At 70.6% G+C, this 12,243-nt stretch carries 10 protein-coding genes; 6 read left to right on the top strand and 4 right to left on the bottom strand.

The annotated features are described in order from the left end of the window. Positions 1–25: 25 nt before the first annotated feature. From AB0B86_RS26205 to AB0B86_RS26195, 3 genes are all read left to right on the top strand, one after another. Complete coding sequence (locus AB0B86_RS26205; RefSeq protein WP_357420022.1) at positions 26–931, top strand: siderophore-interacting protein; 906 nt, start codon at positions 26–28, stop codon at positions 929–931. A 132-nt stretch (positions 932–1,063) separates the two neighbouring features. Further along, positions 1,064–2,509, top strand: a complete 1,446-nt coding sequence (locus AB0B86_RS26200; RefSeq protein ID WP_357412664.1) for an SDR family NAD(P)-dependent oxidoreductase — start codon at positions 1,064–1,066, stop codon at positions 2,507–2,509. Positions 2,510–2,536: 27 nt separating this feature from the next. Then, the gene (locus AB0B86_RS26195) at positions 2,537–3,013 is read left to right on the top strand and encodes a heme-degrading domain-containing protein (RefSeq protein ID WP_357412666.1); all 477 of its coding nucleotides are present in this window, start codon (positions 2,537–2,539) and stop codon (positions 3,011–3,013) included. A 12-nt stretch (positions 3,014–3,025) separates the two neighbouring features. Here the strand turns inward: AB0B86_RS26195 and AB0B86_RS26190 are convergent, their stop codons facing one another. Further along, complete coding sequence (locus AB0B86_RS26190) at positions 3,026–4,402, bottom strand: FAD-dependent oxidoreductase (RefSeq protein ID WP_357412668.1); 1,377 nt, start codon at positions 4,400–4,402, stop codon at positions 3,026–3,028. 156 nt (positions 4,403–4,558) lie between these two features. On the opposite strand from AB0B86_RS26190, the gene AB0B86_RS26185 reads away from it, so the two are divergent. Both AB0B86_RS26185 and AB0B86_RS26180 read left to right on the top strand, forming a co-directional pair. Continuing rightward, complete coding sequence (locus AB0B86_RS26185) at positions 4,559–5,926, top strand: serine hydrolase domain-containing protein (RefSeq protein WP_357412670.1); 1,368 nt, start codon at positions 4,559–4,561, stop codon at positions 5,924–5,926. 92 nt (positions 5,927–6,018) lie between these two features. Next, positions 6,019–7,347: an alpha/beta hydrolase gene (locus AB0B86_RS26180; RefSeq protein WP_357412672.1), complete on the top strand. Its 1,329-nt coding sequence runs from the start codon at positions 6,019–6,021 to the stop codon at positions 7,345–7,347. A 27-nt stretch (positions 7,348–7,374) separates the two neighbouring features. On the opposite strand, the gene AB0B86_RS26175 is transcribed toward AB0B86_RS26180, so the two are convergent. Continuing rightward, on the bottom strand, positions 7,375–8,601 hold the full coding sequence (locus AB0B86_RS26175; RefSeq protein WP_357412673.1) for an MFS transporter: 1,227 nt from the start codon (positions 8,599–8,601) through the stop codon (positions 7,375–7,377). Positions 8,602–8,642: 41 nt separating this feature from the next. On the opposite strand from AB0B86_RS26175, the gene AB0B86_RS26170 reads away from it, so the two are divergent. Beyond that, positions 8,643–9,737 (top strand): ROK family protein, encoded by a 1,095-nt coding sequence (locus tag AB0B86_RS26170; protein ID WP_357412675.1) that lies wholly within the window; start codon positions 8,643–8,645, stop codon positions 9,735–9,737. 194 nt (positions 9,738–9,931) lie between these two features. On the opposite strand, the gene AB0B86_RS26165 is transcribed toward AB0B86_RS26170, so the two are convergent. Continuing rightward, on the bottom strand, positions 9,932–10,351 hold the full coding sequence (locus AB0B86_RS26165; protein WP_357420021.1) for a hypothetical protein: 420 nt from the start codon (positions 10,349–10,351) through the stop codon (positions 9,932–9,934). Beyond that, on the bottom strand, positions 10,351–12,243 hold a 1,893-nt coding region (locus AB0B86_RS26160; protein WP_357420020.1), incomplete at its 5' end, for an RHS repeat-associated core domain-containing protein. The genes AB0B86_RS26160 and AB0B86_RS26165, both read right to left, overlap by 1 nt.

Raw genomic sequence — 12,243 nt, 5'->3', positions numbered from 1 at the left:
GCCGGCCCGATCCCGGAGAGACATCATGACCGAGACCCTGCCCATCGCGCCGTGGCGGGTGTTCACCGCCAGCGTGCGCGCGGTACGTCGACTCAGCCCATCGTTCACCCGGGTGACCTTCACCGGGGCGGACCTCGACCGGTTCGCCGACAACGGCTACGACCAGCGGATCAAGCTGGCACTGCCACTGCCCGGCGAGCACGGTGTGCAGCTTCCGGCGGGACCGGACTGGTACGCCAGGTGGCGAGCCCTGCCCGAGCACCGGCGCCACCCGATCCGTACCTACACGGTGCGGGCGGTCCGACAGCACCTGGCCGAGGTCGATGTCGACCTGGTGCGGCACGGCGACGGCGGACCGGCGACGCGCTGGGCGCGCCGGGTCCGCGCCGGTGACGAGATCGCGCTGGTCGGGCCGGATGCCGGCTACGTCGGGGACCACGGCGGGATCGAGTTCCGGCCGGCGGCCGGGACGGTCCTGCTGTTGGCCGGGGACGAGACCGCCGTGCCGGCGATCGCCGGCATCTGCGAGCGGCTCCCCAGCGATTCCCGGGGCATCGTCGTGCTGGAGGTGCCCGATGTCGACGACGTGCTGCCGTTGGCGGCGCCGCCGGGGGTCGAGGTGCGCTGGATGCCCCGAGGCGCCGACGCCCACGGCAGCCGGCTGCTGCCCGCCGTCGCCGTGGCGGCCGGAGAACTGCTGGTCCCGGGCGCGGCGAGGGCGGCCCAACCGGTCCCCGACGTGGACGTGGACACCGACATCCTCTGGGAGGTGCCCGGCGAGGTGACCACGACACCGCTGTACGCGTGGCTGGCCGGGGAGGCCGGCGTGATCCGTACCCTGCGCCGGCACCTGGTCACCGAGCGGGGCCTGGACCGCCGAGCGGTGGCCTTCATGGGTTACTGGCGTCTCGGGCGCGCCGACGGCAGCTGACCGCGGCGAACGCGCGGCGGGGGCCGGAACGGCAGCGAGGTGCGTCGGTGCTCTCGCGGTGCGTACAGTTTCGGGTCGGATGTGGGCGAGCCGGGGTGATCCGGCACGGGATACGGGACGTGACGACGACGCATGACGGTGGACAACATTTCCGAAAACGGTAAGCCGGGCATTGACCGCGCGCGGTTGGAGACCTGCCTCAGCGTCTTCGAGGCGTTGGAGGCGTTGCCCTCCGACCATCCGGACGTGGTGCGGGTGCAGCGGGCCACCGCCCGGCTCTACAAGGTGGTCAAGCAGCGGCGACGCGAGGAACGGCGAGACGCCGTCCTCGCTGCCGACCGGGCGGTGACGGAGGCCACCGCCACCGGCGCTCCCGGGCGGATCGACGACGAGACCCAGGGCATCCCGCTCGCGTCCTCCGCCGCGGGCGAGACGGCGGGCTTCCTGCACAACCCCCGTGGCTGCTACGTCTGCAAGCAGCGCTACCGCGAGGTGGACGCCTTCTACCACCAGCTCTGCCCGTCCTGCGCGGCGCTCAACCGGGAGCGCCGCGACGCCCGTACCGACCTGACCGGTCGGCGTGCGCTGCTCACCGGCGGCCGGGCCAAGATCGGCATGTACATCGCGTTGCGGCTGCTGCGCGACGGCGCGCACACGACGGTGACCACCCGGTTCCCGCACGACGCGGTGCGCCGGTTCGCCGCCATGCCGGACAGCGGGGACTGGCTGCACCGGCTGCGCATCGTCGGCATCGACCTGCGTGACCCGGCCCAGGTGATCGCCCTCGCCGACTCGGTGAGCAGCCAGGGCCCGCTCGACATCCTGATCAACAACGCGGCGCAGACCGTCCGCCGCTCCCCCGGTGCGTACGCGCAACTCATCGCCGCCGAGGCCGCGGCCCTGCCGGACGGCCCGCTGCCGGAGCTGATCACGTTCGCGAAGTCGGCTGGGCCGGGCACCCCGGCCGGCAGTCTCACCGCCGGGCTCACCCCGCACGCGCTCACCGCGCTGGCACTCACCAGCGGCTCCGCCTCGCCGGAGCGGATCGCCGCGTCCACCGCCATCGACGCCGGCGGTCTGGTGCCCGACCTCGACTCGGTGAACAGCTGGGTCCAGCGGGTGCAGGAGGTGGACCCGGTCGAGCTGCTCGAAGTGCAACTGTGCAACGTCACCGCGCCGTTCGTGCTGGTCAGCCGACTCCGAGCGGCGATGGCCGCCGCGCCGGCCCGGCGGAAGTACGTGGTGAACGTGTCGGCGATGGAGGGCCAGTTCGGCCGCGGTTACAAGGGGCCGGGGCACCCACACACCAACATGGCCAAGGCCGCGCTGAACATGCTCACCCGCACCAGCGCACAGGAGATGCTCACCGACGGCATCCTGATGACGAGCGTCGACACCGGCTGGATCACCGACGAACGCCCGCACCCGACGAAGATGCGGCTGGCGGACGAGGGCTTCCACGCCCCGTTGGACCTGGTGGACGGGGCCGCCCGGGTGTACGACCCGATCGTCCGTGGCGAGCTGGGCGAGGACCTGTACGGCTGTTTCCTGAAGGACTACGCGCCCTGCGCCTGGTGATCAACCGGCACGACGAGGAGAAGAGTCATGGCAACTGAACGTGAATCGTGGCCGACGCTTGACGAGCTGCTGCGCGAGGAGGCAGAGCTGGAGCTCGCGGGCCTGTCCGAGACCGACGCGTACGAGTTGGGGCAGCTCGCCGTCGCCGCCGCCCGGGAACAGCGGTTGCCGGTCTCGGTGGGTGTGTGGCGGGCCGGTCGTCAGTTGTTCCACTGTGGCCTGCCCGGGTCGACGGCGGACAACGACGGCTGGTTGCGCCGCAAGGGGCGGGTGGTGATGCGGTTCGAGCACTCGTCGCTCTACATGGCCCGGTTGTGCCAGGACAAGCAGGTGACGCTTGCCGAGCGCTTCGGCTTGCCGGCCTCCCGGTACGCGGCGGCCGGCGGTGCGGTGCCGCTGCGCGTACGCGGCACCGGCGTGGTGGGCTGGGTCGGTGTCTCCGGGCTTCCGCAGCTGGACGACCACCGATTCGTCGTCGACATCCTGCGCAAGCACTCCCGTTAGGGCGGCCACTGGTCAGCGTGCGCGCCGGTTGGCGCGCAGGGCGCCGAGGAGCACGCCGGGCCTGGCCAGCGTGAGTGGGTGTTCCCGCATGGAGACGACCTCGTTGAACCGGCGAGCAATCGCCACGTCGGTGACGGTCGCGGCGATGATCTGACTGCTGGCCCAGCTCGTGATCCGGTGTCCGCGCGGATAGGGCCCGTCGACATGCGGCAGCGCCAGGTCGGCCGAGGTGGACGTCGACCACGCGGCGTCGACCACGATCTTCTGCAACGCGAGGTACTCGCGGGCGGGGGCGCTCAGGTCCGGACCGCCACGCAGGTACGTCGACAGGCAGGCCGCGTGCAGGGCCGCCGCCGTCATGCCCTGCCCGTACACGGGGTTGAACGACGCCACGGCGTCGCCCACGCTGACCAGCCCGCCCGGGAACCGCCGCAGCGCGTGAAAGTCCCGCCGTCGGCTGTCGGCATGGTGGTAGGTCTGGACGTCGCCGATCATCTCCTGGTCGGCGACGTCGCCGAACTCGGGTGGAAACTGTTCGCGTAGTCGGCGGACGAAATCCGCTGCCGTCCGACCGGGGCGGTTGTCCCCGTAGCCGGCCATCATGGCCATCCAACGGCCATCCTCGATGGCGAAGAACGCGGCGCCGGCCACGTCCGAGGCCAGCTTCGGGGTGTGCAGTGCCAGGGCGACCGTCGGGGCCGTAGTCGCGTCCGGGCGCCGGAACAGGGCCGTCGCGTAGTTGAGGTGCACTGTCATCCGCCGGGTGACCGGCGGGTTCCAGCCGGCCTGTTCCAGCCAGGCCGACAGCTTGCTCGACCGCCCCATGGCGTCGACCACCAGGTCACCGCGCTCCACGCCGGGGACCCCACCGACTTCGCAGTGCACGCCGGCGACCACGCTGCCGTCGAACACGAGACCCACGGCCCGGGCGGTGACCGTCTTGACGTTTGGCAGTCGCAGCACCTGTTGGCGGATCAGCCCCTCCAGCAGTGGTCGGCTGGCGGCGAGGCTGTCGGCGTCGTCGGGGACGACGACCCGCAGGCGGCCGTCGAGGTAGTTGCGCCGGGCCGCGGGCGGCGCCTCGACCGCTCCGCGCGCCAGGGCCTCCGCGCGGAAGCCCGGAAACAGCCGCTCGAACTGGAGGAAGCCGCCGGGCAGCAGCGCGTGCAGCTGCGTCCCCTGGGGTACGCCGGGACGCGCCCCGGTGACCTGCGGATCGTCCCGGTCGATGATGATGACGCTGTCGGCGTAGTCGGAGAGCACCCGGGCGGCCAGCAGGCCGGCGACGCTGCCGCCGACCACGACCGCCCGGCCCAGCACCGGGGACGGCTGACCGGGAGGCCGCACCGCGTTCAGTGCGGCGAAGATCCGCGCGCGGGAGTGGGACATCGTGCTCTCCAAGGGGTGTGGACGATCGATTGGTATGACGCTCGCAGATCGTCGCACAACCATCCACCTGGTCACCGTACGTGTCTGCAAGGTGACTGGTTGTTGATCGGGCGACCCGGTTGGCGTGCGTCGATGTCAACTGTCACGATTCCCCGCATGCCCGTTACGCGTCGTACCCTCCTCGGGACCGGCCTGGCCGCCGCGACCTGCACCCTCGCCGGCTGCGGCGACGACGGCGCGTCGAAGCCCGGCCCTGGCCAACCCGGTGACGCGGTGACCGCGACCGACGCCGCCGGCAACCGGGTGGGCTTCGGATCGGCCGGCACGAGCACCGCGCCGCCGGACCCGCCGAAGGCCACCGGGGCGGCGGCCGGCCAGGCCCGGTACGCGCCGAACGTGACGGCACTGCTTCGCAAGCACCTCCCCGCCACCGCGCAGACCGTCGTGCACAAGGGCTTCCCCGGCGCGGTCGCCGTCGTCCTGGTCGACGGCAAGACGACTGTGCACACAGCGGTCGGGGAGGCGCTGCGCTACGGGGCGGGCCCGAGGCTCCTCCCCGCGAACCAGCGCGTCGCGATGCGTCCCGACTCCATCTTCGACCTCGCCTCGGTGACGAAGGTCTACACGGCCATCCTGCTGCTCCAGCAGGTCGACAAGGGCCGCGTCGACCTGGCCGCCCCGGTCCGCGACTACCTGCCGGCCTTCACCGGGACCGGCAAGGAACGCGTCACCGTCGAGATGCTGCTCACCCACACCAGCGGCCTCCCCGTCGGCGCCACGGTCACCGGCCGGAGCGACAACGCGGCCCGCTGGAACGCCGTGCTCGGCACCGCGCTGGTCTCCGGCGCGGTACCCGGGGACACGTTCCGCTATTCCAGCGTCGGCCTGATGGCCGCCGGCAAGATCGTCGAGAAGGTCACCGGCCAGCGGCTCGACCAGGCCCTCAAGACCAACCTCACCGCCCCACTGGGTTTGCGCGACACCGGTTTCAACCCCAACGGTTGGCTGTCGAGCAACGCGAGGGCCAGCCGCCTGGTCGCCACGGACGCCCGCTCGTCTCGGGGTCTGCTCCGTGGCACAGTGCACGACGACGTCGCCAACCACCTCGGCGGCGTCGCCGGTCACGCCGGCGTCTTCGCCACCGCCACCGACCTCGCGGTCATCGGGCAACTGCTGCTCAACGGGGGGACCCATGACGGCCGGCGCATCCTCGCCGCGGCCACCGTGCGCCGGATGCTGACCAACCACAACGCCGGGAAGCCCGCTGTCGACCCGGAGCGGCCCAACCGGACGGCCGCCCACGGCCTCGGGGTCGTCCTCAACCAGAGCTGGTTCATGGGCCGGCTCGCCTCGCCCCGGACCTTCGGCCACACCGGCTTCGCCGGCCCCTCGCTGCTGGTCGACCCCGACCGCAAACTCGTCCTCGCCCTGCTCACCAACCGGGCGCACCCCAACTGGAGCTGGGCGAATCCTGATCCGGTCCGCGCCGCGGTCGGCGACCTGCTCGCCAGAGAGGTCGCCTGACGCGGGCCAGCAGGTATGGACCACGGACCCGCACCCTGACACGATACTTGCGCTAGCAGTGCAAATACTTCGTCTCGCACGGTGGAGGATCGATGCACACGTCTCGCCGGAGGTTGCTCTCCACGCTGGCCGGGGTCGCGCTCGCCGCCAGCCTGTCCGTCGCCCCGGTCCCGCGTGCCGCCGAGGCGGCAGCACCGCCGTCGTACCGTCCGGTGGTCTTCGTACACGGCAGCGCGGGATCGGCCGCGCAGTTCCAGTCCCAGGCCAAGCGTCTGGCCAGCAACGGTTACCCGATCGACATCATCGAGGCCCACGAGTACGACTCGCCGAACATCGCCACGATCCTGCCCCAGGTGTACGCGGGGCTCGACGCACGGATCTCCCGCCTGCTGACGGCGACCGGCGCGGACCGGGTCGACCTGCTCGCGCACTCCCTGGGCACCTTCGTCATGCAGGGCTATCTCAACAGCTCACCGGCACGCGCCGCCCGGGTGGCGCACTACGTCAACCTGGACGGACGCACCGCGACGAGCCTGCCCGGCGGTGTTCCCACCCTCGCGATCTGGGGTGAGGGTGACCCGGCCCGCGCCGTCGTCGGCGCGACAAACGTGCACCTCCCCGACCAGTCGCACACCCAGACCGTGTCGTCGCCGGAGTCGTTCGAGGAGTTCTACCGGTTCTTCCGTGGTCGTGCGCCGCACACGACGCGGATCGTGCCCCAGCTTTTCGGCACGGCCCGGGTCTCCGGCCGCGCGGTGCTCTTCCCGAGCAACGTCGGTGTCACCGACGCGTTCCTGGAGGTCTACCCTGTCGACCCGCTTACCGGCGGTCGGCTGTCGCAGCGACCCGCGCACCGGGCGCCGCTGAGCGGCGACGGCTCGTTCGGCCCGTTCCCGGTGCTCGCCGCGGCCCGCTACGAGTTCGCGATCGTGCGCGCCGGCGCGGCGACGCACCACTTCTACTTCCAGCCGTTCCGACGCTCGGACTCGTTCCTGCGCCTGCCGACAAGCGTGCCGGGCGAGGGCCTCAGCGCGCTCGTCGACACCAGCGACCGGCACACCGCGCTGACGATCCAGCGCCAGAAGGAGTGGTGGGGCGACCAGGGCGACACCGGCGACAATCTCTGGATCAACGGCAGGGATGTCCTGAACGCGGCGAACACGCCACGCGTCAAGCGGACGATCGCCATCTTCGCCTTCGACGACGGCAGCGACGGCGTGACCGAGCTGACAGCTCCGTTGCCGGAGTTCTTCAGCCAGACCTTCATGACCGGCGTGGACGTGTTCATCCCGGCCACCCCTGCGCACCTCGGCCTCGTCGGGATCACCGTGGGTCAGCGCGGTGGTGGTTACGAGTTCGTCAACGTGCCCAACTGGAGATCGAGCGCCCATCGGGTGACGGTCACCATCGACGACTTCTGAGCAGCCCGCCGTGGGTCTCCGGCCAGCTCAGCTCGCGACGGTGGCCGGGACCCGCTCGCGGGTCCGCCGACCGACGGAGAAGCTGACAAGCCCCAGGGCCAGCCCGAGGATCCCCAGGACCACGCCCACCCGGGCGGGTGCGAGGTAACCGAGCCCGGCGGCGATGGCGACGCTGCCCAGGGCGGCGCCCAGGCTGTTCGCGATGTTCATGGCCGACTGGTTGACCGCCGCCCCCATCAGCTGCGCTCCCGGGGCGACGGTGATCAGGCGTGCCTGTAGCACCGGGCCGAGGTAGAGGCTTGTCGCGCCGACCAGGAACGCGCCAACGAACAGGCCGACCGGGGTCGCGGCGACGAGGCTGAACGCGGCGATGCTCACGATCATCGCGACGAACCCGATGATCATGCTGCGGCGTAGGTCGCGGTCCGCGAACCAGCCGCCCAGGGCGTTGCCGACGGTCATCCCGAGACCGACCGCGACCAGTGCCCACGGCACCGTCGCGGCGGAGAATCCGGCGACGTCTGTGGTGACCGGCGCGATGTAGGTGTTCACCGCGAAGAACCCGGCGAACCCGACCGCGCCGGTGGCGGCGACCAGCCAGACCTGCGAGGTCCGCAGCGACCGCAGTTCGGCGGCCGGTGAGCCGTCGACCGCCGCGGCCACCTCCGGGACGACCGCCAGTACCGCCAGCAGGGTGAGCACGAAGACACCGGCGATGACCAGGTACGCGGCACGCCAGCCGGCCGTCTGCCCGAGCCGGGTGATGAGGGGTACGCCGACCACGTTGCTCACGGTCAGGCCGCTGAGCACGATGGCGAAACCCCGGGCCTCGTTGCCGGGTCCCATCAGCGTCGCGGCGAGGAGGCCGGCCGCGCCGAAGTACGCGCCGTGCGGCAGCGCCGCCGCGAACCGGGCCACCAGCACCAGGTCGAAGGTGGGGGCGAGCGCGGATGCGACGGTGCCGGCGGCGAAGAGCACGAGCAGTCCGAGGACGAGCTTCTTGCGGGGCAGACGCGCGCTCAGCGCGGCGATCAGGGGCGCGCCCACGACCACGCCGAGCGCGTACGCGGTGATCATCCAACCCGCGTGGGCGACCGCGTCCGACGACGACCGGGCGTACTCCCGGGAGAGCAGATCGCGGGCCATGTCGGGCAGCAGGCCCATCGCCACGAACTCGGTGAGGCCGATCGCGACGCCACCAAGTGCCAGGGCGACAAGCGCCGCCATCCGTCGTCCGCTGCTCAACTCGATCACCGAGAAAATTTAGCAACAGCGTTGCGTAATAGAGTGTCGAGATGACTCGCATCACTGCCGACGTCAGGTTCCTGCGCGGGTACAACCAGGCGCTGGTGATGGGCGTGGGTCGCACCGCCCGGCGGTTCGAGCGGTCGACAGTGGTCCAGGCCACCGGCCTGACCCCCCAGGCGGTCTCCAAGGTCATCGCCCGCCTCAGCGCCGACGGCCTGATCCGTGCCACAGGTGTCCGCCGGCCGGGCGTCGGCAAGCCCGCTGTCGTCTACGAACTCGTTCCCGACAGCCGGTACGCCATCGGCGCCCACGTCGCCCGCCGCACGCTACGGCTGGTCCTTGTCGACCTCGCCGGCACCGTGCGCCACTCGGCGGTCAGCCCGCTCCCCGGTGACTTCACCCCGCAGCAACTTCTCGACGCCCTGGCCGCCGGCATCACGGCGATCACCGGCAGCAGCGACGTCAGTGGTCGGCTCACCGGCGTGGGCATCGGCATGATCGGCCCACTTGACCACGCCCACGGGTTGGTTCGCGGCGCCCACGGGCTGCGGCACTGGCACGACGTGCCGCTGCGCGAGATCGCCGAGAAACACCTGGGACTGCCCGTCCACCTCGACAAGGACGTCACCGCCGGGATAACCGCCGAGGCCTGGCGACACGGCGCGACGTTCGGCGACGCGGCGCTGATCATGATCGAGTCCGGCATCGGCGGGGGTTTCTGGCTGGGCGGCGCGGCGCACCGGGGCGCGCACACCAACGCGGGGGAGTTCGGCCACACGGTGGTCGACCTGAACGGTCCCCGCTGCGTCTGCGGCCGGCACGGCTGCCTGGAGATCGTGCACCAGCACGCCATCGAGGCCGGCGACATCGACCGGGCCGCCCGGGTGGTGGCGGTGGGTGTGGTCAACCTGCTCCAGACCCTCGACCTCGCGCACGTGGTGTTGGCGGGCGCGGATCTCCTGCGGCACCCGGACACCTACCTCGCGGCCGTCACCGAGGCCGTCCAGGCGGACGCGCGACGCGTGCACTGGCTCACCACGAAGGTGACCCTGTCCGGCCTCGGCGCGGACGCCATCGCCGCCGGCGCCGCCATGCAGATCCTCGACAGGCACTACGGCATCCCGGAGCTTGCCCCGACCTGAGGGCCGACCACTCCCCCGCAGCGACGGCGCATCAACCCGGCATCGTCGCCAGCGCATCGGCCGGCTGGCCCGCCCGCGTTCCGGCACCGCCCGGCCTGCTCCCGCTGCTTCGCCCCTGCCTGCCCGCAGCCAGACGCGCAGTAGTGCCCGATGGCCTCCCGCAGCAGCGCGGTCATCCGTTCCCGGGCCGCCTGCTAGCTACTCACCTGAAGGCGGCGGAAGTTGTGAATATCCGAGTCGTTCATCGAACCTAAACGCCACTCGGTGCTATCGAGCGCTTCGACCACGAACGAACAACCTGAAAAATCGTCGACACGTAGCTGCTGTTCGGTGATCTCTTCCAGGGAAGTCGCAGCAATGATTAAACATTCCATTGTCTGATCGAGGGAATGAGCGAATTCATCCAGATCATGCCACTTCATCCGATAGCCCAAGAAGGACGAGCGGACCAGGTCCTCGAAGTCGGGCATCGTCATTCCCCGAGGCGCCTGGCCGACCCCGTGGAAGTCGACCAATGACCATTCGAGATCGTTGTCTCCGATCAACATCAGGATGTCTGCGAGCTGAATGAGTTTGGTTTTCTGGTGCATTGGGATCGTCTCGAACCGCAGCATCAAGGCATCTCCAGAGGGCGCGCCGGGCCATGCTGTGGCGTACCGCCGGTTGGGTTGGGCACGAAGTCGTGCTGGTGTGGGTTCGTATGATTTTGCGGTCTGCCATGGTCCGTGAAGTGGATGTCTCGGACGGGTACGCCATCTTCACCGAACTCACGTGCCGCATCATATTTCCCCACCTTCCGACCTGACTGTTGGCCGAGTTGGGTGTGCGGGTACGGTGAGTCGGGAACAGGGTTCCCGTGCTTGTCCCTCGGTAGCGGCCTATCTGGAAATCTGGGCGTGCCCCTACCGGGGGCTCCGGCGCCGGCGTTCACGTCGTACGGCGCCAACCCAAATGGGTCGACCTCATGGGTTGGGTTCGCAACGTAGCGATGAGGGTCGGGGCTGGCGAGCAAACCGATGGGATCGGCCGACGAGTATCGGGCGGTATCGGGATCGTAGTAGCGGTGGTAGTTGTACGAGGCGCCGGTTTCTGGATCGTGGATTTGGCCCGAAAATCGAAGCGGGCAATCGGCGTCCGTGACACTGACGTGGGTCGGGACGCCCCAGATGGAAGTCCGCTGTCGCCAGACAACGCCGCCAGTCGGGTCAACCAGTTCGGTGGGGGTGCCGACCACGTCGGTCACGATCGCGTAGAAGCGGCGGTCGACCTCATCCTGGTCGCCCTGGCCGTCGGTCTGACCGATCGGCGTGAACGTACCGGGGGCGTACTCCCAGGTGCTGGTCTTGTCTCCGGCAGCGCCGCGGTGGGTCTGTTCGATCAGGCGCAGCCCGTCCCAGGCGAAGTCGACCTGTTCGACCACGCTGCCGTCGGTGTCGAGTCGCTGCTTGGCGACCCGGCGGCCGAGCGCGTCGTACCGGTAGCGCCAGCGGGTGCCGTCCGGCGTGGTGACGGCGGTCAGCCGGTCCTCGCTGTCCCATCTGTAACGCCAGGTCGAGGGCTTGGTAGAGCGCTCCTTGCGCTGTCGCAGCGTTACCCGGCCAGCGGCGTCGTGCTCGTACCGTACGTTCCCGGCCCGTCGAATCAGGGTGCCGGCGTATTCCCGTCCACCCTGGGCCACGCGGTCGTCGTCCGCACCGGACCAGGCGGCGCTGGTCACGTTGCCAGCCCCGTCGTAGGCGTACCGCTCGGTCCATTCGTCGGCCTGGACGGCGGTGATTCGGCCGGCCCGGTCCAGCTCCAGCCGGCGCTCGCCGGTGAGCTGGTCGGCGATGTCGGTCAGGTAGCCGTCGGCGCGGTACCGGTAGGCCCTGTGCCCCACCAGGTCCGGCACGTCGCCGACGGCAGGGCTCGCCGTAAGGATCTGAGAGAGCAGCCGGTGGTTGGCGTCCCAGGTCTGGGTCAGGGCGAGGTTACCGACGGCGCGCCGGGTCTCCCGGCCGGCAGCGTCGTGGGTGAAGCTGACTGTCGCACCGCCGGTGCGCAACATCACCGGCCGGTGGCCGGCGTCATACTCCCATGCGCTGTCGACCCCCATTGGGGTGCGTCGTAACGTCCGGCGGCCGAGCGCGTCGTAGGACGAGGTCACGGTTCGACCGTCGCGGATCTCGGCGAGCACCCGCCCGATCGGGTTGCGGTCGAACCGGAGGTCGACCTCGGGTGTGCTCGCGTGCAGCAACCGGCCGGCCGGGTCGTACCCGAAGGTGGTGATGCCCTCGGCGCTGCGCTTCTCGACGACGTTGCCGAGTTGGTCGTGGGCCAGCTCGATGGTCTGCCCGGCGCCGTTGGTGCGGGCCACGAGTTGGCCGGCGGGGTCAAGGGTGTACGACTGGGTGCGCCCGTTGAAGTCGGTTTCGGCGACCAGCCGCCCGGCCGGGTCGTAGTCGTAGCGCCAGACGAGCCCCTGCGGGTTGGTGACAGTGGTGAGGCGCAGTTCGGTGTCGTAAGC

Origin of the sequence: Micromonospora sp. NPDC049047, assembly GCF_040649135.1 — a bacterium.
Taxonomy (GTDB): Bacteria; Actinomycetota; Actinomycetes; order Mycobacteriales; family Micromonosporaceae; genus Micromonospora.
The sequence above is the reverse complement of the archived record's forward strand: the minus strand, read 5'-3'. Positions and strand labels throughout refer to the sequence as shown.